The 26694-nt window shown below is 60.8% G+C and carries 21 protein-coding genes and 4 pseudogenes; 11 read left to right on the forward strand and 14 right to left on the reverse strand.

The annotated features are described in order from the left end of the window. Window positions 1–9: 9 nt before the first annotated feature. The 4 genes from GSQ93_RS30910 to GSQ93_RS30925 form a co-directional block, all read right to left on the reverse strand. The gene (locus tag GSQ93_RS30910; protein ID WP_158939695.1) at window positions 10–2049 is read right to left on the reverse strand and encodes a hydantoinase/oxoprolinase family protein; all 2040 of its coding nucleotides are present in this window, start codon (window positions 2047–2049) and stop codon (window positions 10–12) included. Between the two features lie 59 nt (window positions 2050–2108). Then, on the reverse strand, window positions 2109–3443 hold the full coding sequence (locus tag GSQ93_RS30915; protein WP_158939697.1) for an FAD-binding oxidoreductase: 1335 nt from the start codon (window positions 3441–3443) through the stop codon (window positions 2109–2111). A gap of 91 nt (window positions 3444–3534) precedes the next feature. Then, complete coding sequence (locus GSQ93_RS30920) at window positions 3535–4962, reverse strand: aminotransferase (protein ID WP_174254696.1); 1428 nt, start codon at window positions 4960–4962, stop codon at window positions 3535–3537. Further along, window positions 4959–5852: an aldo/keto reductase gene (locus GSQ93_RS30925; protein ID WP_158939699.1), complete on the reverse strand. Its 894-nt coding sequence runs from the start codon at window positions 5850–5852 to the stop codon at window positions 4959–4961. The genes GSQ93_RS30920 and GSQ93_RS30925 overlap by 4 nt, the downstream gene beginning before the upstream one ends. 172 nt (window positions 5853–6024) lie before the next feature. On the opposite strand from GSQ93_RS30925, the gene GSQ93_RS30930 reads away from it, so the two are divergent. From GSQ93_RS30930 to GSQ93_RS30945, 5 genes and pseudogenes are all read left to right on the forward strand, one after another. Continuing rightward, window positions 6025–6756 (forward strand): IclR family transcriptional regulator, encoded by a 732-nt coding sequence (locus GSQ93_RS30930; protein WP_158939701.1) that lies wholly within the window; start codon window positions 6025–6027, stop codon window positions 6754–6756. 104 nt (window positions 6757–6860) lie between these two features. Further along, window positions 6861–7535, forward strand: coding sequence for an HAD family hydrolase (locus tag GSQ93_RS30935; protein ID WP_158939703.1), 675 nt, complete (start codon window positions 6861–6863; stop codon window positions 7533–7535). An 86-nt stretch (window positions 7536–7621) separates the two neighbouring features. Further along, window positions 7622–8023: pseudogene (locus tag GSQ93_RS38570) on the forward strand (TonB family protein); the annotation flags it as partial. Window positions 8024–8917: 894 nt separating this feature from the next. After that, window positions 8918–9211, forward strand: a pseudogene (locus tag GSQ93_RS38410) (energy transducer TonB); the annotation flags it as partial. 170 nt (window positions 9212–9381) lie between these two features. Further along, window positions 9382–9627 (forward strand): DUF4148 domain-containing protein, encoded by a 246-nt coding sequence (locus GSQ93_RS30945; RefSeq protein ID WP_158939707.1) that lies wholly within the window; start codon window positions 9382–9384, stop codon window positions 9625–9627. A 120-nt stretch (window positions 9628–9747) separates the two neighbouring features. Here the strand turns inward: GSQ93_RS30945 and GSQ93_RS30950 are convergent, their stop codons facing one another. From GSQ93_RS30950 to GSQ93_RS30965, 4 genes are all read right to left on the reverse strand, one after another. Beyond that, entirely contained in the window at window positions 9748–11151 is a 1404-nt protein-coding gene (locus GSQ93_RS30950) for a methyl-accepting chemotaxis protein (RefSeq protein WP_158939709.1), read from the reverse strand. Window positions 11152–11343: 192 nt separating this feature from the next. Beyond that, window positions 11344–12006: a glutathione S-transferase family protein gene (locus GSQ93_RS30955; protein ID WP_158939710.1), complete on the reverse strand. Its 663-nt coding sequence runs from the start codon at window positions 12004–12006 to the stop codon at window positions 11344–11346. 199 nt (window positions 12007–12205) lie between these two features. Further along, window positions 12206–14356 carry a tetratricopeptide repeat protein gene (locus GSQ93_RS30960; RefSeq protein WP_158939712.1) on the reverse strand — a complete coding sequence of 717 codons (2151 nt, stop codon included), beginning with the start codon at window positions 14354–14356 and terminating at the stop codon, window positions 12206–12208. 456 nt (window positions 14357–14812) lie between these two features. Next, a complete protein-coding gene (locus tag GSQ93_RS30965) occupies window positions 14813–15628 on the reverse strand; it encodes an SDR family oxidoreductase (RefSeq protein ID WP_158939714.1) in 816 nt (271 codons plus the stop codon). Window positions 15629–15774: 146 nt separating this feature from the next. On the opposite strand from GSQ93_RS30965, the gene GSQ93_RS30970 reads away from it, so the two are divergent. Continuing rightward, on the forward strand, window positions 15775–16716 hold the full coding sequence (locus GSQ93_RS30970; RefSeq protein WP_158939716.1) for a GlxA family transcriptional regulator: 942 nt from the start codon (window positions 15775–15777) through the stop codon (window positions 16714–16716). Window positions 16717–16807: 91 nt separating this feature from the next. On the opposite strand, the gene GSQ93_RS30975 is transcribed toward GSQ93_RS30970, so the two are convergent. Both GSQ93_RS30975 and GSQ93_RS30980 read right to left on the reverse strand, forming a co-directional pair. Next, window positions 16808–17074 carry a hypothetical protein gene (locus GSQ93_RS30975; protein WP_158939717.1) on the reverse strand — a complete coding sequence of 89 codons (267 nt, stop codon included), beginning with the start codon at window positions 17072–17074 and terminating at the stop codon, window positions 16808–16810. Between the two features lie 168 nt (window positions 17075–17242). Then, window positions 17243–18460, reverse strand: a complete 1218-nt coding sequence (locus GSQ93_RS30980; protein WP_254074145.1) for an alanine--glyoxylate aminotransferase family protein — start codon at window positions 18458–18460, stop codon at window positions 17243–17245. A gap of 157 nt (window positions 18461–18617) precedes the next feature. Here GSQ93_RS30980 and GSQ93_RS38415 point away from each other — a divergent pair. The 4 genes and pseudogenes from GSQ93_RS38415 to GSQ93_RS30995 form a co-directional block, all read left to right on the forward strand. After that, window positions 18618–18769, forward strand: a pseudogene (locus tag GSQ93_RS38415) (short-chain dehydrogenase); the annotation flags it as partial. A 2-nt stretch (window positions 18770–18771) separates the two neighbouring features. Beyond that, a complete protein-coding gene (locus GSQ93_RS30985; protein ID WP_158939718.1) occupies window positions 18772–20340 on the forward strand; it encodes an NAD(P)/FAD-dependent oxidoreductase in 1569 nt (522 codons plus the stop codon). A 25-nt stretch (window positions 20341–20365) separates the two neighbouring features. Next, window positions 20366–21325 carry an alpha/beta fold hydrolase gene (locus GSQ93_RS30990; protein WP_174254700.1) on the forward strand — a complete coding sequence of 320 codons (960 nt, stop codon included), beginning with the start codon at window positions 20366–20368 and terminating at the stop codon, window positions 21323–21325. 13 nt (window positions 21326–21338) lie between these two features. Then, window positions 21339–21992 (forward strand): TetR/AcrR family transcriptional regulator, encoded by a 654-nt coding sequence (locus tag GSQ93_RS30995; protein ID WP_158939720.1) that lies wholly within the window; start codon window positions 21339–21341, stop codon window positions 21990–21992. A gap of 22 nt (window positions 21993–22014) precedes the next feature. On the opposite strand, the gene GSQ93_RS31000 is transcribed toward GSQ93_RS30995, so the two are convergent. The 3 genes from GSQ93_RS31000 to GSQ93_RS31010 all read right to left on the reverse strand — a co-directional run bounded on the left by GSQ93_RS31000 (window position 22015) and on the right by GSQ93_RS31010 (window position 25541). After that, window positions 22015–23667: a GMC family oxidoreductase gene (locus tag GSQ93_RS31000; RefSeq protein WP_158939721.1), complete on the reverse strand. Its 1653-nt coding sequence runs from the start codon at window positions 23665–23667 to the stop codon at window positions 22015–22017. 60 nt (window positions 23668–23727) lie between these two features. Beyond that, complete coding sequence (locus GSQ93_RS31005) at window positions 23728–25149, reverse strand: coniferyl aldehyde dehydrogenase (protein WP_158939722.1); 1422 nt, start codon at window positions 25147–25149, stop codon at window positions 23728–23730. A 158-nt stretch (window positions 25150–25307) separates the two neighbouring features. Beyond that, entirely contained in the window at window positions 25308–25541 is a 234-nt protein-coding gene (locus GSQ93_RS31010) for a hypothetical protein (protein WP_158939723.1), read from the reverse strand. Window positions 25542–25737: 196 nt separating this feature from the next. Here GSQ93_RS31010 and GSQ93_RS31015 point away from each other — a divergent pair. Beyond that, window positions 25738–25989: pseudogene (locus tag GSQ93_RS31015) on the forward strand (SDR family NAD(P)-dependent oxidoreductase); the annotation flags it as partial. 169 nt (window positions 25990–26158) lie between these two features. Here the strand turns inward: GSQ93_RS31015 and GSQ93_RS31020 are convergent. Beyond that, complete coding sequence (locus tag GSQ93_RS31020) at window positions 26159–26626, reverse strand: hypothetical protein (protein ID WP_158939724.1); 468 nt, start codon at window positions 26624–26626, stop codon at window positions 26159–26161. Window positions 26627–26694: the final 68 nt, after the last annotated feature.

Genomic DNA, 26694 nt, shown 5'->3' on the forward strand with positions numbered 1-26694 from the left:
GTCAGCTATTCAAACGGCTTCGAGAAAAAGATTGCCGTAGTCGTCTACGCGGGCGTTGAAACCCGGCAGCACGCAGGTGGTGGTGTCGTCCTGGGCAACGATCGCGGGGCCGGGGAATCGATGCCCCGCCAGCAGCGCTGTGCGCCGGTAGAGCGGCACGCGACGCCAGGCGCCGTCGAGGTAGGCGTCGATTTCAGACTCGGCTTTTGGTGCACCCTCGCCCGCCGCTATCTTTGGCAACTCGGGCTTGGGCGTGGGCGCGGTGATGACCAGCCTGAGCGCGACTACTTGAATCGCGGACTTGTCATCGCTGTGACCAAAAAGGCGTTCGTGCTCGCGATGAAACGCTTGGGCGATTCCTTCAATGTCGCCGTTGGCGATAGCGTCGGCAGTGAGCGGCGTATCGATTTCAAACGACTGCCCGCGATAGCGCATGTCCGCCGACACTACGAGTTCAGCCGTTGCGTCCGTGCCGGTCTCGCGGATCACCCAGGCGCGCGCATCGGCTTCGAGTAGCGCGAGGTCATGGCCGAGCCGCACGAGGGATGCACGGTCGAGCGGATAATACGTGGTACGAACGAAGTCATTTTTCGTATCTGCGATCAAACCACCCAGCGCGCTGAGGACACCGGGCGTAGTCGGGACCAGCAGGTTCCGCACATTCAGCGCGCGGGCGAGGAAGCAGCCGAGCATGGGGCCCGCGCCGCCGAAAGGCATGAGAGAGAAGGTCCGCGGGTCAATGCCGAAGCGCGAACTCAAACGGCTCACGTCTGCATACATACCGGAGATCGATACCTCGATAATCGCCGCAGCCGTCTTATACACATCGAGTCCCAGTCGTCGCGCAAGCGGTTCGATCGCACGCAGCGACGCGTCGACATCCACCTTTACCGCGTTATATCCAAGCGCCGCACTGCCGAGCACACCGATCGCGGCGAATGCGTCGGTAATAGTCGGGCGTGTGCCGCCGCGACCGTAGCAAACCGGGCCCGGATTCGACCCTGCGCTTTCCGGACCGACCTTGAGCACGCCGAACTCGTCGACCCAGGCGATCGAGCCGCCGCCGTCGCCGATCGACGACACGGAGACGGACGGAATATGGATCTGGAATTCGCCGATATATTCGCCCGTCGCGTACTGCGGCTTGCCGTCCACGATCAACGCGATATCCGCTGTCGTCCCGCCAATGTCGAGACTCATGCAGTCCTTCACTTTGCATAGCTTCGCGAGATACGCCGCGCCGATCACACCGGATGCGGTGCCGGACAGGATCACTTGCACGCAGTTTTGCTTGCCGTTCTCGGCGCTCATCACGCCGCCATTCGACTTCGTGACCTTGAGGTCCGCGCCAATCCCGCTTTCCGCCAACGCAGCCTGCAACCTCGTGAGGTAATTTGACACGCGCGGTTGCACATAGCCGCCAATGGTCGCCGTGACGGTGCGTTCGTATTCGCGGATGATCGGCCAGACTTCATGCGAGCACGAGACGAACATACCGGGCATTGCGCGTTGGATGATCGCCTTCACCTGCTGTTCGTGCGCAGGATTGCGATACGAATGCAGCAACGACACCACCACGCCCTCGCATCCGACCGCCTCCATACCGCGCACCGCGTCGAGCACACTGGACTCATCGACCGGAGTTTCTTCGTCACCCTCCGCCGTCAGCCGGCCCACGACGCCGAACACGCGGTCGCGCGGGATCAACGGCGCGGGACGGCTGGACATCAGGTGATACATATCGGGAATCTTCAGTCGCGCAATGTCCAGCACATCCTCAAAGTTGCGTGTGGTGACCAGACCGAGCTTCAACCCCTTGCGTTGCACTACCGCGTTCACGCCGACGGTCGTGCCGTGCGTGAAATAAACCACCTCGCGCGGCTCGATGCCGTAGCGCTCCCGCAGGCCTTCCATTCCCGCAAGCACTTCGCTCCCCGGACTGTCCGGCCGCGAAAACACCTTCAAGGTACGTATTGTTCGCGCCGCTTCATCGAGCACCGCGAAGTCGGTGAACGACCCGCCAATATCCACTCCAATTCTCAAACCCATTGCCTTGTCCTTGCTTGTCGAAAATGATGAAGCACTGTTGCTATCTTGGAAGGTGCCGCTCAGGCGTGCTGCCTGCGTTTGTCGATGACGTCGCGGATCTGGTAATAACTCCCCAGCGCCGGCATGAACCACGGCTTGCCGCGATAAAGCGGGTGCGTGAGCATCGGCGTGCCATAAGCGCTGCTCTCAGGCGCTTGTCCTTCGATAATCAGGCGTGCGACCTTGTAGCCGAGGTAGGTCATCATCACGACGCCGCTGCCGTTGCAACCGAGCGCGTAGTGGATACCGTCGGCGGTGCGGCCCAGATGCGGCAGGAAGTCGAGTGTGAGCGCCACCGTGCCGCCCCAGCTATGAGCTATCTTTACGTCGGCCATCTGCGGAAAGCGCTCCACCATTTGCGCGTGCAGGACCGCACCCGACTGACGACGGTCGAGGTTGTAAAAGCGCGCGCGGCCACCAAACAGGAAACGCTTGCCATCGGGTGAATAGCGGTAGTAATTGACCACGCGGCGCGTCTCCGAAATACCGCGACGCTTCGGTATCAGCGACGCCTTCAGCTCAGCAGGAAGCTCTTCGGTCGCAATCTGATGCGACACGACCGGCACCACGCAGCGCTTCAGGTCCGGCATCGATTCGCCCGTATAACCGTTGGTGCAGATCACCACGTGCCGGCTCGCGAGCGTTCCCCGCGCGGTCTCCACGCGATACCCCGCCCCTGAGCGCGCAACGCTTTTGACCGGGGCCTTGCTGCACACCGTGACACCCGCGCCACGAGCGGCGGCGAGCAGACCGGCGAACATCATCGACGGGTGCACTTGTCCCGCGCGCTCGAGCAATACGCCGCCCGCGTAAATGTTGCTTGCCAGTTCGCTGCGCAGTTCGTCGCGCGAGAGAATCCGTGCGCCCGCCGACGCGTACGCGTTGAGGTTCACGATGCGCTTTTTCCACGCGGCCAGATGCGCGTCGGTCCACATCGCGTTGATGCGGCCGGCCTTCACATAAGCGCATTCGATTGCGTTGTCCCTGAGGATGCTTTCAAACACGCCGTAGGAGGCGGCCGCTTCACGCAGCAGCACTTGCTGGCGTTGTTCCGATACGGCGTTGTCCAGCTTCTTGCCCGAGGGTGCCTTGCCCACGTTCACGCCTCCCGAGACCTGCCCGCCACTCAGCGTGCTCGCGCCGATGCCGGGCACATCGGCTTCGAGCACGGCCACGCTCAGACCATGCTTCGCGAATTCGAGCGCGCACGACAACCCCGCATAACCCGCGCCGACGATCGCCACATCGACTTCGCGCGGCACCTCGGACATCAGGTCGTCGTGCGGACGCCAGTCTTTCCACCAGTACGGGGTATCGGTGAAATCGGAAGAAAACACTTGGCTGCGGGTCGACACGGTGAGGTCCTTGATACGATGGCGGTAAATGATAGGACTACGATGCATTAAGGATTTTTTTCTTCAGTGTAATGTTACTGGTAGTGACGCATCAGCCGGACACGGACAAATCCTCGCTCGCCGCGTGCAGCGCCTGCCGCGTAATGCCAATAATTTCGTCGATGTCCGCTCGAGTGGCGACCAGCGGCGGCGCAAATCCGATGATGTCGTTAATGCCAAGCGGACGAACGATCAGGCCACGCGCAAGCGCCGCCTGCGCGACCCGGGCGCTGACCCTGAGGGCAGGCGCAAACGGTGTGCGTTCGGTCTTGTCGGCCATTAGCTCAAGCGCTGCCAACATCCCCTCGCCTCGTACATTGCCGACGAGCGGGTGATCATCGAATGCGGCGTGCAGGCTCTCCTGCAAATACGCGCCGACATCGGCGGCATTGCGTGTCAGTTGTTCACGTTCGAGGATGTCGAGGTTCGTCAACGCCGCGGCCGCGCACACCGGATGACCCGAGTAAGTCCAGCCGTGGCTCATTGCGCCTTGCTCCCGCGAGCCGCGTTCGATTACGTCCCACACCCGTTCGCCGACAATCACGCCGGAAAGCGGCAAGTACCCGCTCGTGAGTCCCTTAGCGACCGAGATCAGATCCGGTTCGATACCGTAATGCTCGGAGCCGTTGCGCGAACCAAGGCGCCCGAAACCGCAGACGACTTCATCGGCGACGAACAGGATGTCGTGGCGCTTCAGCACGGCCTGGATAGCTGGCCAGTAGCCAGCCGGTGGCGGCAGGATGCCGCCCGAGCCCATGACCGGTTCGCCAAAAAATGCGGCGATGGTGTCAGCCCCTTCGCTTTCTATCAACCGTTCAAGCTGTTCGACGCAACTCGCGACAAACGCGCTTTCGCTTTCACCCGGCTGAGCGTCGCGATAAAAGTCGGGACACGCCGTGTGCAGCACTTGCGGCATGGGCAAGTCGAAAGCCGCGTGAAACTTCGCTTGTCCCGTGAGGCTGCCGGTCGCAATACCCGAACCGTGATAGCTGCGATGCCTCGCGATGATCTTTTTCTTGCGCGGACGCCCGAGCACATTGTTGTAGTACCAGACCAGCTTGATCTGTGTCTCGTTGGCGTCCGAGCCGGACATGCCGTAGAAAACCTTCTTCATACCCGGCGGCGACCAGTCCTCGATCAGCCGCTGCGACAGTTCAACGGCGGGGTCGTTCGAGAAGCCTGCATACGTGTGATAGAACGACAGCTTGCGGCTTTGGGCCGCTATCGCCTCGGCCATCTCCTCGCGTCCATAACCGATGTTCACGCAATACAGCCCGGCGAATGCATCGATATAAGAACGGCCCGCGTGATCCTCTATGCGTATTCCTGACGCACGCTTCATGAGGCGCCCTTCCAGTTCGCCGGATGCATGATCGGACGCGTGCGTTCCGGGATGCATGAAGTGGCGCCGGTCTGTTGCGAGGATCGCATCGCTCAGCGAGAGGGATGCAGGGTTCATGACGGTGTCGATCAGGTTCATGGCTGCGCTGCAGGTAAGTAGTTATCCAGATTATTTTCGACGTCCCATGCGGGATGCCACGCAGGCTTGCTCACGCGGCCATCGGCGCGGGCGAGCGCGCCGATGCGCGCCATCGATACCGCATCAAGTTCGAAATCAAATACCGCGAGGTTTTCCACTATGCGCACCGGATTCGACGACTTCGGAATTGCCGCGACGCCGGGCTGCTGGATCAGCCAGCGCAAGATGATCTGCGCGGGTTGCTTGTCGTGCTGACGAGCAATCTCCGCGATCAACGGATCGGCAAGCAGCTTGCCGCTGCCCAGCGGTGAGTGCGAGATCAGGGCCATGCCATGGCGCGAACAGGCAGCGAGCAGCTTGGTCTGATCGAGATACGGATGGTATTCGCACTGGTTCGCGACCAGCGGCAACGGCGAGAGCGCCACTGCACGATCGAGCAGCGCCACCGGAAAGTTCGATACACCGATATGACGCGTCAGGCCGCGGCGCTGCGCGTCGTTGAGCGCGCCGATCGTCTCTTCCAACGGCACGTCGGGGTTAGGCCAGTGCACAAGCAGCAGGTCGACGTGATCGAGCCCTAGTCGCGCGACGCTCGCTTCTGCCGCGCGGTGGAAATCGGCTGCGCGCAATTCGGTATGCCAGACCTTGGTGGTGACGAACACGTCGCGGCGCGGCACGCCGCACGCAGCGAGCGCCTGGCCGACCGCCTGCTCGTTCTCGTAGCGGGCAGCAGTGTCGATATGCCGATACCCCGCGTCGAGGGCCGCGCGCACGGCACGCACGCCTTCATCGTGGGTGGATTGCCATGTGCCCAGACCCAACCGGGGAATCAGGGCACCGTTAGCGGCGACTACCTGCAAAGATGCAGGCGCTTGCAGTGAAAATGTCATCGCGAGAGTGTTTTCGGGATTCCGACAATTTTATTTCCGTGCCATAATGCGGCACGGTGTTCCATATTCGACAAGCGCAAAGTAACACGCGCTTTTTTACGTTGCAAGCGAACGGCGCGAGCGCAAGAACGGGAGCGCGCTTCCTTGCGCCCGCAAATCACGGGAGGAGTGCATGAATAGTTTGTTGAAGAGCCTGGAGATTTTGGAAGCGGTATCGCAGAACCAGCCGGTCAGCGTGGGCGTGCTGGCGCGTTTGCTGGATATGCCGAAATCCAGCGTGCAGCGCGTACTAATGACCTTTCTCGAAGCCGGCTGGCTGCGTCAGACCGGCGGCGACCTGACGCGCTGGGAAGTAGGCGCGCGGATCCTCGGCGTGCGTCCTGCCGCGCTTCGTGGCGGCGCGCTGTATGCCGCTGCGCGCGAGCCGATGCGCGAACTGCGGGAGCTGACCAACGAGACGGTGCACCTGTCGATCCCGGACAGCACCAAGTCGATGGTGCTCATCGATCGCGCGGATTGCACGCAGACGGTGCGCACCTTCAGTCCTATCGGCGACCTTAGTCCGTTTCACGCAACCGCAACCGGCCTTGCCGTGCTCGCGTACATGAGCGGGGCCGAGGTGGACGAGATCCTGAGCCGCGACCTGCCGAAATTCAGCGACACCACGCCGTGCGACCCCGCCGAGATACGACTCGAACTCGAACGCATCCGGCAGCGCGGATATTCAATCAACCTGTCGCAGTATCGGCGCGCGGTGTGCGCTATTGGGGCCGCGATTATTGATTCGGACGGCGCGCCGGTCGGCAGCATCTGCATCTCCATGCCCGAATCCCGCTACGAATCCAAACGCCTTAAGGAATGGGGGCAAGCCGTGGCAAAGGCTGCCGCGGCTATCAGCGTTTAGGGTAGCTACAGGCGCGACGCGTACGCCACATCAGTGACAAGATTCAGGCGTACGCTGTCATCACGCTCTGAAGCCGCCTGAACCCACTGCCAAAGGACCCCATCATGCGAATCGAAACTTCATTCCTGTTCGACCTCGACGGAACGCTCGTCGACAGCGTGTACCAGCATGTTCTTGCATGGAAAGAAGCACTTGATGCGGAAGGTATCGAGCTGTCGGTATGGCGCATCCATCGCAAGATCGGAATGAGTGGTGGCCTCTTCACGAACCAGTTGCTGCGCGAGACGCACGGGGAGATCAGTCCGGAACGCGTAGAGCGTTTGCGGCGCACTCATGCGGACGCTTATCAACGCCTGCGTGCACAGGTTTGCCCGTTGCCTGGCGCACGCGAGTTGCTCGCGGCGCTCACCGAAGCAGGCACGCGCTGGGCCATTGCGACCAGCGGCCGGATGGAAACAGCGGCCATGAATCTGGAAGCGCTCGGAGTCGATCCGGCGAAGTCGGTGGTCGTCACGCGCGACGATGTTAAGTACGCCAAACCTGATCCTGACCTTTTCATCGCAGCGGCGTTGCGTCTGGGCGTATCGATTGAGCATTGTGTCGTGGTCGGCGACAGCATCTGGGACATGCTCGCCGCGCGGCGTTGCCGTTCGCTAGGCGTGGGGTTGCTGTCGGGTGGATACGGCATGGATGAACTGGAACGGGCCGGCGCGCTGCGCGTGTACGAAGATCCGGCGGACCTGCTGTTACATCTCGATGAAGTTGCCGCAAGACCTTAGACCTTGAAGACGAATCACTTTAGCGGCCGTTGCGGCTGTGCTAGATTGCAGCCCAAAGACCTGCAACCCGCGACCAAAAAATTAAAATGAAAGCGTTGGCTAATAAAATAGACAGCTTCGTGCTGTTGGGATTCACCGGGGTACTTCTTCTATTGCTCGCATCGTGCGCACCGGTCAGACCGGACGACCCTCATGCGGACAACCAACCCGATCCATCGGCATTTGCCGACGCGCTCAGTCCCCCAGGCGGCGTGCCCTGCCGACTGGGGCGGCCGAAATACACGGCGCTGCAACGGCAGATGGGCGTACGGGGCAGCGTGCGGATCACGTACGTGGTCAATACGGCGGGTCGGATCGACCTCGTCATTGTCGACAAGAGCAGTGGCAATCAGGAACTCGACAGCGCGGCCCGCGAAGCGATCGCGAAGGGTACATGTGCCCCTTATGTCGTGGATGGCGTAGCGCACCGGGTCGTGCAGCACACGACCTTTAACTTCGAACCCGCGCTTCACGTCCCGCCTCCGAGCCGGGCAGACGCTGCGGCGGGTATCAATCCATCATCGGCCCCGGCGGCGCTGTACCGGTCGCAACAGGCGGCCGTCAATCCGGTTACGCCGACCCAGGCGGTACCGTCTGTACCGTGGGCCAACCCGCCGCTTCCGGCTTCACCAGCTGCTTCATCGACGGGAAACGTGTCGCTCGCTGCAGCAATCCAGGCCGCCAGCCTGCAAAAGCTGGGCGTTGCACCGGACTCGCCCAAGGCTGCCACGATCAAGCGCTGGAGCGAGCGCATGCGCACGGATCCCGACGTCAGCCGCTTTCTTGGCAACGGACCGAACCATGCCAGCCTGCTTTCGCTCAACCCGCAGCTGCGCACGGAATTCTTCACCGAAGGCATGCTGCGACTCTCGCCGGAAGAACGCAGCAAGCTGGCCGAACTTGCATCGAAGGCACTCGACAACGCGCCGCCCGATTGCGGCGGGATCAAGAGCACGCCGGTGGTGATGTCACGGTATATGTCGATCGCGACCATGTCCGATGCCGATGTCGACACCTACTTCGGGATCACGTTCGCGATGCTAAAACAATCGGCACTGCAAACCCCGCTCGCTCAAGTGACGCAAGAACAGCGTGCGCAAGGGCAGTTGGCTGTCGTCCACGCCTTGCAGGACCTGTTGAAGAATGACGCGCAAGGCACACGCGATGTCGCCGCAGCAGTGGTCGATCCGACCGGCGTCACCGCCGAAGTCTGGTGCCGCAACGCTCGCATCTATAACCGTGCGGTGCTCGCAACGCCGCAGCCCTTTCGCGACTGGTCGATTGTTGCTGCCAGCATTGATGCGAAGACCCGGTTAGCGTCAATGGCGCAGCCGTTCATGCCGGGCGCCGTCGCGCCCGGCATGGCATCTGCGGGCGACTATGCGACCCAGGTTCAACGACGCATACGGCCCAACATTGTGTGGGCCGGTCCGACGCTCGATCTGGAGACGGTCATCAGCGTGCGATGCGCGCCGACCGGGACCCTGCTCTCCGCGACCATTTCCCGTAGCAGCGGTAACGCAACCTGGGATATGGCCGCTTTGCGGGCCATGCAGCGCTCGGATCCGATGCCGCTCGATACCGACGGGCGCGCACCATCGGCGTTCTCTATCACTTTGCGACCGGCGGGCGGTTAGATCTGCGCCGGCAATACGTCATCGACATCTCGTCAAACCGGTCCTAAATAAAACTTCATGAATACGCCGCCTTCGGAATAGGGCTGAGTCATTAATCTGCATGAACCGGGCAACAACGACGGTTCGTCGCAGATCCGGTAACTCGCCAACCCTCGTTCCAGGAGAACACCATGAAGACTTCAATGATCGCCCTCGCCTTTGCAGGAGTGTTGGCTACCGGTTCCGCCTTTGCAGCACAAACCGCTCCGTCGACGCAGACCGGCCAGACGGCAATCCAGGCGGCCGGCCAATGGGTTCCGCCGTATGGACAGGCCGTTGCACCGAAAACACGTGCACAGGTCTATCAAGAACTCGTCCACGCGGAGAAGGATGGCCAGCTTGCGTATCTGGACGCCACACTTTATTCGCATGGCTAAGCATAAAAATGCGGACCTCGCGGGGTCCTGCCGGTCCCGCGAGATCCCTCGGATTTCTACGAGCGGCTTTGCATAAGCAAGCGGCTTCCGTATCAGACGAGCAGACAAGGAGATGATCAGTCAGACGCTATAGGCGAGTCGCAGTCCGCCCCAATGACGGCCTGCGACCATGATGGGCGCGGACACGTCTTTCATCAGCGCGTATTCCCCGGCGCCCATATCGCGTCGATATGTCTGCAACAGGAAAGGCTTGGTGTGAGACCCCGAGGCTAGCCCGGTGCGGTCATTGAAGATGCGCCGGTTACGCGAATGGGCGGCGTTCCAGGCGGGATCGGAGCCTTGCGATTGCGAAAACTTCTTGTTGTGCGTGGGCAAGTAACCCTTGGTATCGACGGCCGCACAGAACACCACGCGTTCATCCAGCGCCAGCAAGGGCTCCTGAATGTCCGGCAGGATACGGTCCGCAAGCTGGATATAGCGGGTCGTGAATTGCTCAGGATTGGTACCGGCAATCGGGGTATACGCATGATCGAAAAGATCCGCGGCCGATATCTCACCGCGCGAAATGGCATGCTCGAACGCCCGGCCGATCTTCTGCGCGGCGGTCATGACCGCATCGATAAAGCGCGTATCGGGCGTCTCTATCCCCGCTTCGGCCGTCAGTTCGATCAAGGTTTCGGACACACCCAACAGCTTGCTCAACTGATCGCGCGCCTTCGTGAAGCTGCCGCTTGACTGCTCGACGCCGCCGACCATCTCGGAGACCTGAGACGCAAGCCCGCTGCATTGCTGATCGATCGATTCGGTTTGCGAAGCAATTTGCTCGGCTTCTACGCTCAACTCGGTGATCGCTTTTCCCGTCGCCGACACAACCTCGCCAATCGCATGCGTGCCCTCTTTGACTCGTTGCGCACGTGCCGCGCTGGCGGACCCTTCTGCCATCAGCAGGTCAGCCTGACCCGACAGCCTGGTGAGTGTCGTCCCGATCTCGGAGGTGGCCTGCGCGGTCTTGGCGGACAACGCCTTCACTTCAGCGGCGACCACGGCAAAGCTCTTGCCGAACTCCCCCGCGCGGGCCGCTTCGATCGCGGCGTTCAAGGCCAATAGATTAGTCTGGCGCGCGATGATCGAAATTTCTTCCGAGATCTTGCTGACGTCGCTCAATGACTCTCGCAAGGTCTCGATCTCCGCCGCCATCACCGAGACGCTGTCCACCAGACTATGGATGTCTGCCAGCGACACCCTGACCGTCTCCTGAGACTGGCCGACGTCGGACGCGGCCTGATCTGCCACGAGACGCATCTGGCGCGCCGCCGCGGCAATCCGCTGGTTGCCTTCCATGGTCGACATGGCGGAACGCTGCAAGCCGTGGCACAAATCCGCCTGACGCGCCGCGCGGGCCGCCACTTCCTCGACGTGCCCCGATACATCGCAAATCTCGATCCCCAGCTTGCCCGCATGGTCGGCGATCTTGCCGACCGCCGCCAGCGTGCGCCCGCGTTGCCCGAATCCGAAACCCGTCATCCCTTGCCCCCGGTGTTTTAATTTGCGCGGAATTCCCCAGTTGCGTCTCGACATGCCGGGTTCATCGAATTCCGCGTGACGTCCTCCCGTATAACGTCCGATTGCAGGGAAAACTAAAGGGGCGCGAGGCGATGGATGCGATACATCGGGGTTTGCCCGGAGTCAGGGCGGCATGGGGCCAGCCCACCGGCTTCAATCGCGATCGACAGGCGCTCCCAACGGAAAAAACGGCCGATAGGGCCGCCCCTCGTCAACCGCGCGCGCAAATGACGGACGTGCCAGCAGGCGTTGCCGGTACGCAATCACGTGCGGGAACGACGCCTCAATGCGATGCGTCCAGTCTGCATAAAACAGGAACGGTGCAGCGCCGCAATCGGCCATGCTGAAGTGATCGCCAGCGGCCCACTCGCGCTCGGCCATGATTCCGTCGAGCCAGCCATAGGCGGTCTCGAGCATCGTGCGTGCATCGGCCACGCCACGCGGGTCGCGTTCCGTTTGCGGCCGCAAGCTGTCGGCCACGATCTTCTGCTGCGGAGTGGAAATGTAGTTGTCGAAGAAACGATCCATGCTGCGCACTTGCATTGCCCTGCGGGCATCTTCAGGCAGCAGCGCCACGGGGCCCGGATGATACAGCCCCAGGTGCTCGATGATAATGCTCGCCTCGACCACGGCGTGGCCATCATCCACCAGCACGGGAAAACGCTTCATTGGCCAGAGCGCCGTCAGTTCCTCCATGACTTGCGGGTTCTCATGCGACAACGCGCGCCATTCGAACGGCGTGTCATTCTCGTACAGCGCGACCAGGACCTTCTGGCAATAAGACGAGAACGGATGGGCGTAGAGCTTTAATGTCATTGGGTCACCTCGGGTTGAGAAAAAGTGGTTTCTCTGACGACGAACGAGGCTGCCAAAAATCGACATCCACTCTGCAGCATTTTAAAATCTCTGCAGCCGCAAGTGGTTTTCTTTACAAAACTGTTTCGGAAGCAGCGCATGGAGCGAAGCAAAACGAACGCGCGGGAAGTGTTCGCTTAATCTTTGCTCCACGCTCGCTTCATGCTCCCCGCGAACGATCCCCGCTTGCGAATGCCTCGATACCCGCCAGCCGCACCCGCTCAACAGCCGTGGACCAACTCTCATCGGCCGCTTGCCGGAACAGGCGCAGCGTCTGCGGATACCACGGCGAATCTTCACGCTCGCACATCCATCGCCAATCGATGTCCTCTCGCGGCAGCAATACCCAGCACGGCTTGCCCAGCGACGCAGCAATGTGCGCCGCGGAGGTATCCACGCAGATCACCAGATCGAGCTCGCCGATGATGGCGGCGGTATCGGCGAGATCGGCCAGGTCTGTCCCGAGGTGCAGCAGCGGTTGACCCTCAGGCGGCGACTGCCCCTCTTCTTCTCCCTGCCCTTTTTGCAGGCTCACGAAGCTGACCCGGGGCACGCTCCAGAGAGGCGCAAGCGTTGCAAGCGACGGCAGCGAACGGTTGGCATCGTTGTGATGTTTGGGATTGCCTTTCCAGACCAGACCAATTTTGCGGCCGGGTGGAAGCGTCGCCAGCCGCGCGCGCCAGTGTTCAACGAGCAACGGGGCAGGCGTCAGGCGAATGGGATCGGGAATGGTGTCCATGGTCGTGCGCAGATGCAGCGGCGCGCTCATTGGGCTCGTCCAAAAGTCGTACTCGGGCGCCCGTGCCAGCGCGGCCTCGTGGTCGAGGACCGCATCTAAGCCCTCTACCGCGGCGAATAACCGATGCAGCGCAGGCGCACACGCAAACGCGATGTGAACCGCGCCCTGTGCCTTGAGCAGAGGCAAGTAGCGGCCAAACTGGACCATGTCGCCAAGACCATCTTCCTGCCAGACCAGCAACGACTTGCCCGCGAGCGCTTCACCTCGCCATCGCGGACATGCGAGCAAGGACTGCGTCTGATGATGAATAAATCCCGTCTGGTCATAGCGGGAGTCATAAAGCCGCCATCCCTCTTCGAATTCGCCCATGCTGAGCAGCAGCGTTGCAAGACTGACTTTCGCATCGTGATAGTCGGTACGGATCGCAAGTGCTCGACGAAAAGCTGCTTCGGCATCGCTCAGATGACCGAGTTCCTTCAACACGTTGCCAAGGTTGTGGTGCGCCTCGGCGAGATCGGGACGAAGAGCAAGCGCTCGCCGGTAAGCCGCAACGGCGTCAGACAAGCGACGCAGTGCCCACAGTACGTTGCCCAGGTTGTTATGGGCTTCAACAATATCCGGGCGGATCAGCAACGCTTGCCGGTAAGCCGCCTCGGCCTCGGGCAGCCGGTTAAGCGCCTGCAGCACGATGCCCAGGTTGTAGTGAGCTTGCGCATAGCCGGGCCGAACTGCGAGCGCCTGCCGGTATGACACCTCTGCTTCGGGAAAGCGCTTAAGGGCACCCATCAAGGTGCCCAGGTTAAGGTGAGCTTCAGCGTAATCGGGGCGGATAGTCAGTGCCATCCGGCAAGCCAATTCGGCCTCTGGTAGTCGGCCCACTTCCTTCAGCACGTTCGCCAGGTTATTGAGCGCATCGGCGTATTGAGGCCGGAGGACCAGTGCTTGCCGGTACGCCGCCTCGGCTTCTGGCAGACGGGCGAGTTCCTTGAGGACATTGCCCAGGTTGTTGTAAGCGCCGGCATCGGGAGAAAGAAGCAATGCCTGCCGGTAAGCACTCTCCGCTTCGTGCCAACGGCGCAGGTCATAGAGCACGATGCCCAGGTTGTAATGGGCCTGCGCGTAGTCGGCACGGATCGCAAGCGCATGCCGGTACGCCGCTTCGGCGTCATGCAGGCGTCCGAGATCGTAAAGCACCGCTCCAAGGTTGTTGTGGGCCTCGGCAAGGTCCGGGCGAATGCCCAGCAGTTGCCGATAGATATCCACCGCCTCCGCCAGAGAGCCCAGTCCCTTGAGCAGCATGCCGAGATTGTTATAGGCATCGATGAAATCGGGCTTGGCCTCAATCGCCTGCCGCCAATACGCTTGCGCGTCCGCCAGTTGGCTCAGGGCCAGCGAACAGACCGCCGCAATATTCAAGGCCTCCGCCAGCGCGCTTCCCGTCAAAGCCGGATGCGGTTCGAGCATCGGCTTTACCACCGACAACGCTTGCGCATAGTGCCCGGCCAGGCATAGCGAAGCAGCCGACTGATGCCAGTCCGCAATGAGCGGTGCGCTTGTTGGGACAGATGTCATGAGTAGGTTGTCGAAACTTGGGTCAGCAGATTCTGTCGGGGTGCGATTTCCCTCGCTTCACGTGGCATGAAATCGATACGCCATGGTTCGAACATCTGCGGGAAAGGGGAAACGCCCATCACGAAGGTTACGATAGTTGCTATCGGCGTGACGGCGGGAACTGAGCGCATTGCTGCGCGCTATTCGGAGGATGGGGGCGCTAAAGAGCGTTTAGACAGACTTAGCAAGCTAGCGTAATTGCGTCTGGTCTGCGGCTAGAAGGTCTTGGCTAATCGCAATGCCGTATTCAGCTTAGCGAAGTCGAAGCTTAAGAATCGAAGCTTAAGAATTTAATATTACAAACAGGCTTAAGGATTCTTCAACGCGGCCCAATGCGCTGACATGCTATTCCCCTAAAGAGCGGTGACTGCCCTTAAAGGGAACGCGCCTGCATTGGGCCGCTCACTACACGACCGCTTAGTGCTGCGCGCCGCTCGCTACGCCATAACGCGCCGCCGGCAGCCGATGCGAAAGATTAGGCATCAACGCCTGGCGAGCCGCCTCGAACGTGTTCCAGTCTGCCGCTTCCGGCAGCGAGGGAATCGTTACCAGCTCGCCCTGGTCCAGGCCTGCGAGCGCCGCATCCACCATGTCTTCCGACGTCATGACAATGCTCTCCGGAAGATAGCTCACCGGCGTGCCCGCGATGTCCCAGAACTCCGTGCTGGTCGCGCCCGGCAACACGGCCTGGACCCGCACGCCCTTCGCGCCAAGCTCATGGTGCAGCGACTGGGTCAACGCAAGCACGTACGCCTTGCTGCCGCCATACACGCCGTTCAGCGTCTCCGGCGACACCGCGACGATCGATGAAATGTTCACGATCGTGCCGCCGCCACGCGCGACAAAACCCGGTACGACAGCCTTCGTCAAATGCGTGAGCGCGACCACATTGAGAGTGATCATCGCGTCCATTTTGTCGATGTCCGAGTCCACGAGCGGCGCGGTCGCGCCCACGCCGGCATTGTTCACGAGCATCGTGATGCTGGAGTCGTTACGCAGGACGTCTTCAACCTTTCGCACGCCTTCGGGCGTCCCCAGATCCGCGACGACAACCTCGAAATTCCGTCCGGTGGACGTTGTCAGCGTTTTTGCCAGCGCGTTCAGGCGATCGCGATTGCGTGCCACCAGGATGACGTCGTAACCCCGTTCGGCGAGCCGTTTCGCATAAATCGCGCCGATGCCGGTCGAAGCGCCCGTCACGAGGGCCGTACCTTTGTTCGCTACATTGCTCATTTCCGTTCTCCAGTTTTTCAAGTGTTCCGGCAAAAGCGCCGGTGTGTGAACGGAATAGTAGAAGTGTGCGATCATGTCCTCAATGACATAGATGCAACTTTTTAGGACATTGCCCGGAATCCCTTTTCCGGCGGGCAGGAGGCCATGTGAAAACGATTGGAATCATTGTTTATCCGGACTTTCAGGTGCTGGGGCTGGTGGTCACGACCGTGTTCGAATTTGCCAACGCCACCGTCGGACACGCGGCCTACGAGGTGCAATTGCTGTCGGAACACGGCGGCTCCGTGCGCTCCTCGTTGGGCTTTAACATTGAGACCGCGAGTTTCAAGGGCAGCGAGCTGCACACCCTGATCGTCGCCGGCGACAACACGGGCACACCGCAGTCGGCCGGCGTAGCGGCATTTCTTCGCGATGCGCTGAAGACATCACAACGCATTGCCGCGACCTGCACAGGGGCGTTTGTGCTGGCCGAGGCGGGCTTGCTGGACGGCCGCCGCGCTACCACGCACTGGTACTTCGCGCGGGCGCTTCAGCGCGCGTATCCGCAGGTCAAGATGGAAGAGGACCGGATCTTTATCGCCGATGGCCCGATCTGGACATCCGCCGGTGCGAGTGCCGGGATCGACCTTGCGCTGGCGCTCGTCGAGAAAGACCTGGGCACGGATACGGCGCGGCTCGTGGCGAAAAAAATGGTGGTGTATCACCGTCGCGCGGGTGGCCAGTCGCAGTACTCCGCGCTGCTCGAGCTCGACGCGAAATCGGACCGGGTGCAGACCGCGTTGGCGTATGCAAAGGCTAACCTGACTGCGAAGCTGTCGATTGAAGAGCTGGCGGACGTTGCCCACCTCAGCCCGCGCCAGTTCAGCCGGGTCTTCACCGACGAAACCGGACAGTCGCCCGCCCGGGCCATCGAAAATCTGCGCGTGGAAGCGGCCCGCCTGATGATGGAAGCTGGACGGCATTCGGTCGATGTAGTCGCACGCGAGAGTGGTTTTGGTGATCGTGAACGGATGCGGCGTGCTTTCCTGCGTGCGTTCGGGCAGTCACCGCAAGCAATGCAGCGGATGACGGAATCGCAATTGGTTTGATGAAGGACGAGTTAAGAACACTTTAAGGACGCGCTAACCGCGCTCGCCGAAGCAACCCGGGTTGACCGTGTCTTCGTGTCCTGGCTGGTTCCTATACCGCCGGCGCCAACTGTGCGAGCACGGTCGTCATGCTCATGACCTGCTGGTCACTATCTGAAATCCCCGCGTCGTAGGCAGCTTTGGCCAACTGAGCATTGGTTAGGCTGGCGAGGCCGTTAAAACTATCCCGGATGATCGTCGCAGTCATGGCGGAACTGGTCCGAAGCTCCCAAATCTTGTCTTCAACAAGCCGTCGAAGCACGTAGTCGCGAGCAGCCGTTTTCGCAGCAAGAATGCCGCGCGCCCGTTCTTCTGTCATGGTGTTCTCCCCCGAGTTCGCCCTCGTTTTATAGCAGCGCGGCGCGATCCCGGCGGTTCGGAAGAACACACTTGGCTCAATTCTTTTTCGGCTGGGCTCACAACACTCAGCAATGATCTTCTTCGGGCCACTAATCGTATTCTGGCTAACCCGGAGAAGACCTGCCGTCTATGTACGCGGAGCTTCAGTTTCCGTTCTGTCCAAAGCCAGACGCGCGATCGCGCGCTCCACGCCGCCGCGTCCAAACGGAACACCCTGCGCGGTCATGGCGGCTTCGACGCCCCCGAGACATCCGAGGATCATCGCGGGGTTAATGTCGCCAAGATGCCCGATACGAAATGCGCGGCCCGCGAGTGGTCCGAGACCACCGGCAATAGCAACTTCGAAGCGCTCGCGTGCAACGCTGCGGATTGCTTCCGGATCGATACCCGCGCTCACCTCGATGGTCGTCACCGACACCGAGCGCGCCGCCGGCACCTCGCAGAAAAAGCGCATTGCACCCGCCTCGCTCCAGCACTCCACCGCAGCATGTACCGCCTCCGCAATGCGCCGATGGCGCTCCAGCACCTCGGTCAAGCCTTCCCGAAAGATCAGCCCGAGCGACGCCTCCAGCCCGGCGATCAGGCTTTGCGGCGGCGTGCCGCAAAACTTGCGATACGACAGCGGACTTCTCCGCCGCTCCCAGTCCCAGTAGAAACGCGGCGTCAAGTTGCGGCGCGAGACTTCCATCGCCGTTGCATCGGCTGCAACAAACGCGAGTCCCGGCGGCACCATCAACGCCTTCTGACTGGCGCCAAGAACCACGTTGATCCGGGTTCCATCCATGTCGAACGGCGCGGCTGCAAGCGATGCAACCACGTCGACCACGAGCAGCGCCGGGTGATCGGCCCGGTCGATGGCCGCCCGCATGGCCGGAAGATCGTTGGTGATGCCACTGGCGGTGTCTGTGTGAACGATGAAGACCGCGACAATCTCGCGTGTCACATCCTCCCGCAGCACGGCTTCAATATCCGCTGGATCGATTGGACGCCCTTCGACCCAGGGAGTACGAATCACACGGCCACCCATTGCCTCCGCCTGTACCGCCCACGACTCCGAGAAGTGGCCCGTGCCAGGCACCAGCACCGCCTGACCCGGCGCAATCAGGTTGGCGATGACCGATTCCCAGGCACCGTGCCCGTTCGAGGCATAAAAGAAGACGTCCGACTGCTCAGTCTGCAGCACGCGCTTCAGACCTGCTTCGCAGGCGGCAATGCAGCGATCCAGTCGCGGGTCAGCCAGGTCCATCGGCTGACGGCTCATTGCGTGCAGGACTTCGTCCGGTACGCGGCTAGGTCCCGGCGAATGCAGAAAGCGATGACCGGGCAAACGGGCGAGATCGTTCATGCGAGAAGGATTCGGAAGGGGTGAGGGCAGCTGGAGTGTGAGCGCGCTTGAGCTTTGTCGTCAGTCAGTTTCATTGCAACCCTGGCTAATTGGTGGTCAAAAAGATTCTACAGGGCTGCGCCGCAGCATGCACTTTCGTTTCCCGACCCTCGCAGGGCAAGCCCTCCCGCATTAGCCGCGTGCATCGGGCGACGGCCATGTGATCAACGAGCCGAGTCTGTTCTGTATTATCGCGATGCCGACACAGGGCGCATACAATGCCAGCAAATCGCCGTCCGCGGCTACACCGAAGCCTTGCACAAGGACATCGCATGACGCCGGCTACCCACTCAAGCGTCCCCTCGCTTTCATCTTTATCGTCGCCTTCATCGCGCGCCGATATTGACTATGACGTGCTCATCGTAGGCGCCGGTTTGTCCGGCGTGGCTGCGGCGCATCATCTGCGCGAGCGCTGCCCCTCTGCGCGGTTCGCGATCCTTGAAAGCCGCTCCACGACAGGCGGCACGTGGGACCTATTCCGCTATCCCGGCGTGCGCTCAGACTCCGATATGTTCACGCTCGGCTACAGCTTTCGCCCGTGGCATGGCGACAAATCGATATCCGGCGGCCAGACGATCCTCGACTACATCCGGGACACTGCAGAAGCATCCGGCATCGACAAGACCATCAAGTTCGGTCACAAGGTAACGGGCGCGAATTGGGATTCGCAGGCCGCATGCTGGACTGTGCAGGTTCAGCGTATCGAAGGTAATGTTGAAATAGAAACGCGCTACACGTGCAAGTTCCTCTACATGTGCAGCGGTTATTACGACTACGACGAAGGTCACGCGCCGCGTTGGCCCGACATGGAGAAGTTCAAAGGCCGCATAGTCCATCCCCAACATTGGCCTGCCGACCTGGCTTATGCGGACAAGCGCGTGATCGTGATCGGTAGCGGCGCTACGGCGGTGACCCTGGTGCCGGCGATGGCGGACACGGCAAAGCACGTGATCATGCTGCAGCGCTCGCCAACCTACATTTTTTCACTGCCGGCGCGCGACAAGATCGCCAACACCTTGCGCAAATGGCTACCGTCAACGCTCGCGCACAAACTTATCCGCAGCAAGAACGTGCTGCTGACCTTGTACCTGTACAACCGCGCGCGACGCAAGCCGGAAGAAACCAAACAATTGCTCATCAGGGCAGCAGGCAGGCAGCTAGGACCCGAGTTCGACGTCGACAAACATATGACGCCCCGATACAACCCGTGGGACCAGCGCCTGTGTCTTGTCCCAAACGGAGACCTGTTCAAGGCGGTGCGCGCCGGCAAGGCATCGATCGCAACGGACGAAATCGAATGCTTCACCGAGACCGGCGTTCGGCTGCGAAGCGGCCAGCATCTCGACGCCGATCTTGTGATAACTGCCACCGGCCTGAAACTCAAGATGCTCGGTGGATCAGTCATCTCCGTTGACGGACGCCCAATTTCCCTTGGAGATACGGTCTCGTACAAGGGCATGATGTATAGCGATGTACCGAACCTTGCGTCGTCGTTTGGCTACACGAACGCCTCGTGGACCCTGAAGGCCGAGTTGATCGCGCAGTATGTTTGCCGGCTCGTGAATCACATGAAGGCAAATCACTACGATGTTTGCGTGCCGCGGCTGAGGGACAACGAAATGGGTTCGCTGCCCGCCGTCGATCTCACGTCTGGCTATATTCAGAGGGCGTCGAATATCCTGCCCAAGCAGGGGCTTCACAAGCCTTGGAAGTATCATCAGAACTACCTGCTCGATCTTGCATCGCTCAGGTTCGGCGCCTTGAGCGACGGTGTCATGCAGTTCGAGCGACGCCCCATAACAACAGCCAGGCTTAAGCGCGAAGCGCAAGAGCACGCATAAAAACAAAGGTGATTACTTGACGCTTATTTTCCTGTCCATCGTCGCTGTTTGCGTCATCGTAATCGCAGGACTGGTTGCTTTTTCTCTGACCATTGCACGCCGCGTCGAGCGAGCGTTGCCCCCACAGGGCCAGTTCATCGACATTGGTGCGGACCGTATTCATTACGTCGAATACGGGAATGGGCCACCCATTGTCTTCGTCCACGGATTGAGCGGGCAGTTGCGCAACTTTGCGTATCTGCACATGAATGCCCTTACGCAAACGCATAGGGTGATCCTCATCGACCGGCCAGGCTCCGGGCATTCAACGCGAGGCGCAGGATCGTCCGCCAGCATCTCGGCACAGGCGCGAACCGTGGCTATGTTCATCGACGCCATGGGGCTGGACAAGCCGGTGCTGGTCGGACATTCACTCGGCGGCGCCATCGCGCTCGCGGCCGGTCTCAATCATCCGAACAGCGTCGGCCGGCTGGCGTTGATCGCCCCGCTCACCCACCTGGTCGATCCCGGTCACGCCTTCGCCGGACTGCTGATCCGATCTTCACTGGTTCGGCGGATCGTATCGTTCACAGTGGCCACGCCGTTCGCTATCAAGGGCAGTCGCGCGATCATGGACGTCGTGTTCGGGCCCGATCCCGTACCCAAGGATTTCGCGCTGAAAGGGGGTGGGTTACTTGGCTTGAGGCCACGCAGTTTCTACGCGGCGTCCTCCGACCTGATGGCGATCGCAGAAGAACTCCCGGCCATGGAAAACCGGTACGCAAGCTTGCGCCTGCCGGTAGACGTGCTCTACGGCCGCAAAGACAGGATCTTGGACTGGCGCAGTCATGGTGAGGCGCTCAAACAAAAGCTGCCTGGGACAAATCTGCGCTTGGTCGACGGTGGCCATATGCTGCCGGTAACAGCACCTTCGTTGACCATGGAATGGCTTCAGACGATTGCAAACGAACCGCTGATTACACCGGCTTCCCCAGTCGCTCAATAGTCGCAATGACGACATGAACCCCGAACGACTCACCCGCGAGCAGGCCCGCGAACAAACGCGCCAACGTCTGCTCGATGCATCGCAAATCGTCTTTACGAAGAAAGGGTTCGTCGCGGGGAGCGTTGAAGAGATTGTATTGGCTGCGGGTTATACGCGTGGCGCGTTCTATTCGAATTTTCGCAGCAAGCAGGAATTGCTAATTGAACTTCTCAAGCGCGATCACCTTGCCATGCAGGCCGGCTTGCACGACATCATGCAAGGACAAGTCGCGCGTGAGGACCTGGAAGACCGCGCACTGCTTTTTTACAGCCATCTATACCGCGACAACAAGAACTTCCTGCTATGGGTTGAAGCGCAACTGCTAGCGTCGCGCGATATCCACTTCCGCGTTATCTTCAACGCCTTCCTGCACGAAAAGCTTGAGCATCTGACTGCGTATATCCGCGAGTTTTCGGTGCGCGCAGGCACACCGTTGCCCGCTGAAACGCTTGCGCTCGGGTTGATGGCGTTATGCAACGGCGTGCGGTTCTTCTACTCGATCAATCCAGAGCATGTGACGGCGGAACTGGTCGAATCCGTGCTGGCGCAATTCTTCTCGCGCGTGGTGTTCGGACGCGGCATTGCGGTCATTGAACGGTCTGCGCCGGTGGGTCTCGCCGGCGAGTGATGGGATGTCGGGCTTGGGATATTTACGCCCGTGCACGAGCAGCGTCACGATGGATTGCATCCACGGACTGAAGACGAGCGCGTGGCACATCCAGGATCATATCGACGGCCTTTTCGGCGATCATGATGGTCGGCGCATTCGTGTTCCCGCCAATCAACGTCGGCATCACCGATGCATCGACAATGCGCAGGCCCTGCAGACCCCGCACGCGTAGTTGCGAGTCCACCACCGCGTGAGTATCCTGCCCCATCCGGCAAGTGCCGGCCGGGTGATAGACGGTGTCAACGCGCCGTTTCAACGCATCGCGAATCTCGTCATCCGTGTTCACGTTGGCGGTGAACACGTCCTTCGTGACCCATTCAGCAAGAGCAGGCGCGTGCATCAGGCGTCGGGCGAGCTTGAATCCCTCCACCATGTCGTCGAGATCGCGAGGGTCGTTGAAGAACGCCGGATCGATGCGGGGTGCATCGCGAAAGTTCGTGCTTTGAAGCGTCACTTCTCCACGGCTTCGTGGCCGCAGCAAACACACATGGCACGACAGTCCGTGGCCCAGGTGCAATGTGCGTGCATGGTTATCCGCCAGCGCCACGACAAAGTGAAGCTGGACGTCGGGCATTGCCAGGTCCGGCCGGGTCTTGAGGAAAGCGCCACCCTCGGCGAAGTTCGATGTCAGCGCCCCGCGGCGTGAACCGCGAAAGCGCAGGATCTCCCGCAATAAACGCGCGCTGCCGCGCAACGATATGCCCAGCGTGTCGAGGCTACGAGTCCGGTAGCCGAAGATAAAATCAGGATGATCCTGCAGGCTCTTGCCCACGCCGGGTAAATGCTGCGCGACGGAAATTCCAAGCCGACCTAGCTCTTGCATATCACCCACGCCGGATAGCATCAGCAGTTGCGGCGTCTGTAACGCGCCCGCCGCCACGATCACCTCGCGGCGAGCGCGGATAACGCGGGTCTCGCCCGCCAGCACAACTTCAACGCCGACAGCGCGCGAACCCTCGAACATGATCCGCTGCACGTGCGCATGAGTCTCCACCGAGAGGTTCTTGCGCTTCGCCATATGCGGCAATAAATAGGCGCGTGCGGCGCTGCACCGCTCGCCATTCTTTTGCGTGACCTGATAAATCCCGACGCCCTCCTGCTCGGCTCCGTTGAAGTCGTCCGTCACGGGCAAGCCGGTCTGGCGCGCGGCATTGAGGTACCGGGCATGGAACGGATTGTCGGTACGCAAGTCGCTGACCCAAAGCGGTCCATCGCGGCCATGCCATTCGTTGGTGATGCGCTCGTTGTGCTCGCTGCGCAGGAAGTACGGAAGGACGTCCTCGTACGACCATCCTTCATTGCCCAGCGACGCCCAATGATCGTAGTCCGAACGATGTCCACGCACATAGACCATCGCATTGATAGCGGATGATCCTCCCAATGCCTTGCCGCGCGGCTGATAACCCTTGCGGCCATTAAGGCCCGCCTGCGGTACGGTTTCGAACGCCCAGTTGTTGAGCCGTGTCGGCAACATGGCGACGGCGGCGGCCGGGATGTTCACGAGCGCGCTGTCGCCGCTTCCTCCCGCTTCAAGAACGCAGACCGTGACCGCAGGGTCCTCGGTCAGCCGCCCCGCGACAACGCACCCGGCCGAGCCCCCGCCGATCACGACGAAATCGAAAACGTCACTCATCCTGGTCTCCTGCCATGTAGTCAGCACCAGTCGGCGCGCGTCACGCCGCTGGCGTTTTGTTCACGTAATACGCTTGATCAGCCGCAGCATCAGGTCGAAGGTCTTGCCGTATGGGGGACGGAAAAGACGAGTGCCATTCAGGCGCGCCTGGTAGAAAACCGGTTTCTCTTTGCTGAAGGTACGAAAGCCCCACTCACCGTGATAAGCGCCCATGCCGCTCGGGCCGACTCCGCCAAAAGGCTGCGCTTCCTGTGCCAGATGCCATAGACAATCGTTGATCGTAACGCCACCAGAAACCGTCTCGTTCAGCATCCGGTCGCGATTGACGACGCTCCGGCCGAACCAGTAAAGCGCAAGAGGCCGGTCCCCCTGGTTCACCATGGCGATGGCCTGGTCAAGCCCGTCGTATTCGACAATGGGCAGCAGCGGCCCAAAGATCTCCTCTCGCATCAGACGCGAGCTTGCGGCTGCGCCGACCACTAACGTTGGTGGAAATTTTCGCGTGCCATCGTCGAAGCGTTCGTTGGCCGGATTGACTTCGACAATGCGTGCACCGCCATCACGTGCTTCCTGCACGATCGCAAGCAGCCGCTCGCGATGACGCGTGCTGATGATCGCCGTGTAGTCCGGATTGGCGATCAGCGTGGGATAGAGGCGCGCAATGGCCGCCTTGAGTTGATCGGCGACGATGTTCGCCAAACCCGCAGGCACAAGAACATAATCCGGAGCAATGCAAGTCTGGCCGGCGTTCAGGAACTTGCCATAGGCAATGCTCGCCACGGCGGCTGGAATGTCGCAGGAGGCATCGATTATTGCAGGCGATTTTCCGCCGAGTTCCAGCGTCACGGGCGTAAGGTTTGCCGCAGCGGCCTGGGCAACTTGCCGGCCGACCTGGGTCGATCCGGTAAAGAACAGATGATCGAACGGGAGGCGCGCAAAGGCCTGACCTAGGTCAACGCCGCCGTTCGCCACGCTCAGTTCATCCGGTGCAAACGATGCGCTCACCAGGTGGTCCAGCAACTCGCAGAAGCGGGGAGTCAGTTCGGATGGTTTGAGGAGCACCCGATTGCCGGCGGCGAGTGCCCCCAGCGCCGGCCCCAACGATAGTTGAATAGGGTAGTTCCACGGAGACACGATACCGACCACCCCCAGCGGTTGACGCAGCAGGCGGTTATAGCCAGGTCGGAAGTGCAGGCCGGTCGAGACTCGTTGTGGTCTCATCCAGTGCTTCAGGTGTTTGCGCGCGTGACGGATGCCGGCGCGCACGACGAACAACTCGGCAATCCGCGTTTCATGAGCGGACCGGCCGCCGAAGTCGGCGTCGATCGCTCGCACAAAGTCGCTTTCGTGATTCTCCGTCAACGCAAGCAGCCGGTTCAGCCGGTCCATGCGAACGTGCAACGGCGGATTCGATTCCGTCGCGAACGCCCGGCGTTGGGCCTCGAAACGTTCTTCCAGGAAAGACGGCGAGCTGACCTGCATGGTCTGTTTCCTGTGTGTGGAATGACGCTAGCTTACCCCGCTTGATACCGGTCCGGCAGTTGTCGTGTGCGGACGGCCGTGCTGCCTAGGGTGTCGTCGCGACGCACACGGGCCAGTTGATAGCAGCAAACAGCACGACGAATTGACGACCCTCGGTTCTATCCGCGCAGACCGACGCTACCCGCACCTTGAGCGACCGCTCGCACGCCGGCGAGCGTAATCGTGGAGTAGAGATTGGCGACTTCATCGAGGGATTTGACGCCCGTCTGCATGACGTTGACAGCGCCTGACATGGCAGCGAGCAGCATGCGGGTGACCATCTCGGCGACGGTTGTATCGAGGCCGGTTTCCGTGGCGATCTCCGCGGCCCAATCGGCAACGGCGGCGGTCAAGATGGCGCTCGCGTAGTGTTCCAGCGCCCCTCGCCGAAGAGCAAGCGGCGCAACAGCGGGCCGCGCTCTGAAATTGTCGCCAGCCATAAACGCGTATTGACTCGCAAGCGATCCTCGAAGCTCGAGATCACGGATAGTTCTTCATGGACACGTTGCCTCATGACCTCGGCCGTCATTCAGCGTCTACAGTGCTAGCAAGGCAGCGCCCCGCAAAATCCGCGTCAATGTGCTTGTGCCAGGCGCAACCTCCACACCGGGATGGCACGGCCTCGCCACCTCGGAAGAAGCGAGCAAGGAGATGATCAAGTTCGTGCAGACCACGACACCGCTTGGCCGCCTTGGCGATCCCGCGGAGACCGCGAGTGCTGCATTGTTCCTGGCCTCCGACGACAGCAGCTTCGTCACCGGCAGCGAACTGTTCGTTGACGGCGGGTCCGCGCAGGTCTAGCGAACACGCAACTTGCGAATGGTCTGCAAAACAGGTGGAGCACGCCACGGTTCGAATGCGTTCGAACCGTGAGCAAAAAAAATATATCCCCGCGAATCTGGAAGCTACTCCGGATGACGATGTCCAAAAAATAAAGCCCCCGAAGGGGCGTGGACACGGATAGTCCTGGTCAGCTGAAGTTAACTGGCGATCCCTGCAACGCAACCTGATTCGCGAGGTTTGAAGGGTCCGGATAGGCGGTTCCAATAGCCAAAGGCGTATTCCAACCGTAGCACCAGAGTCCGTTCAAAGCCTGATTATTTTCAAGTTCCACTGCGAGAGCGGCAGAGTAATTGGCGACGTTTGTCGCGCACGCATAGATCAGGATCGTAGAGAAACCTGCCGGCACGTTCGCCGCCAGAATCGCGGCGATTTGATCGTAAGTCCAACCCCAACCCTGAGCGTCGTCGTCACCGATTTCTGAATTATTGCCGTGAGCACAGAGACACAAAGGTTCGTTAGGCTGAAGCTGCGCAACTGTTGCTGCGAGATTGTTCGCGGCAGCCAGCACATTCACGTTCCCCCAGAGTGCCGCACCTGAGCCTTGCGATTGAGCATATTGGATAATGCTTTGATCTGTGGTGCAAACGATAATCATAGACAATCCTTCAATAGATTTTTATGGCAGTCACGTTGGCCTATCTCTTTCAATCTGCATACCTAAGT

This window comes from Burkholderia sp. S171 (assembly GCF_009766085.1).
Lineage (GTDB): Bacteria > Pseudomonadota > Gammaproteobacteria > Burkholderiales > Burkholderiaceae > Caballeronia.

Bases quoted from the DNA above. Each gene is read 5' to 3' on its own strand.
- GSQ93_RS30925 (WP_158939699.1), bottom strand. From the start codon at position 5,852: ATGACATTTTCACTGCAAGCGCCTGCATCTTTGCAGGTAGTCGCCGCT.
- GSQ93_RS31000 (WP_158939721.1), bottom strand. From the start codon at position 23,667: ATGAGTGACGTTTTCGATTTCGTCGTGATCGGCGGGGGCTCGGCCGGG.
- GSQ93_RS30960 (WP_158939712.1), bottom strand. From the start codon at position 14,356: ATGACATCTGTCCCAACAAGCGCACCGCTCATTGCGGACTGGCATCAG.
- GSQ93_RS30955 (WP_158939710.1), bottom strand. From the start codon at position 12,006: ATGACATTAAAGCTCTACGCCCATCCGTTCTCGTCTTATTGCCAGAAG.
- GSQ93_RS30910 (WP_158939695.1), bottom strand. From the start codon at position 2,049: ATGGGTTTGAGAATTGGAGTGGATATTGGCGGGTCGTTCACCGACTTC.
- GSQ93_RS30995 (WP_158939720.1), top strand. From the start codon at position 21,339: ATGAACCCCGAACGACTCACCCGCGAGCAGGCCCGCGAACAAACGCGC.
- GSQ93_RS30935 (WP_158939703.1), top strand. From the start codon at position 6,861: ATGCGAATCGAAACTTCATTCCTGTTCGACCTCGACGGAACGCTCGTC.
- GSQ93_RS30930 (WP_158939701.1), top strand. From the start codon at position 6,025: ATGAATAGTTTGTTGAAGAGCCTGGAGATTTTGGAAGCGGTATCGCAG.
- GSQ93_RS31005 (WP_158939722.1), bottom strand. From the start codon at position 25,149: ATGCAGGTCAGCTCGCCGTCTTTCCTGGAAGAACGTTTCGAGGCCCAA.
- GSQ93_RS30920 (WP_174254696.1), bottom strand. From the start codon at position 4,962: ATGAACCTGATCGACACCGTCATGAACCCTGCATCCCTCTCGCTGAGC.
- GSQ93_RS31020 (WP_158939724.1), bottom strand. From the start codon at position 26,626: ATGATTATCGTTTGCACCACAGATCAAAGCATTATCCAATATGCTCAA.
- GSQ93_RS30975 (WP_158939717.1), bottom strand. From the start codon at position 17,074: ATGACAGAAGAACGGGCGCGCGGCATTCTTGCTGCGAAAACGGCTGCT.
- GSQ93_RS30965 (WP_158939714.1), bottom strand. From the start codon at position 15,628: ATGAGCAATGTAGCGAACAAAGGTACGGCCCTCGTGACGGGCGCTTCG.
- GSQ93_RS30980 (WP_254074145.1), bottom strand. From the start codon at position 18,460: ATGAACGATCTCGCCCGTTTGCCCGGTCATCGCTTTCTGCATTCGCCG.
- GSQ93_RS30985 (WP_158939718.1), top strand. From the start codon at position 18,772: ATGACGCCGGCTACCCACTCAAGCGTCCCCTCGCTTTCATCTTTATCG.
- GSQ93_RS30950 (WP_158939709.1), bottom strand. From the start codon at position 11,151: ATGACGGGTTTCGGATTCGGGCAACGCGGGCGCACGCTGGCGGCGGTC.
- GSQ93_RS30945 (WP_158939707.1), top strand. From the start codon at position 9,382: ATGAAGACTTCAATGATCGCCCTCGCCTTTGCAGGAGTGTTGGCTACC.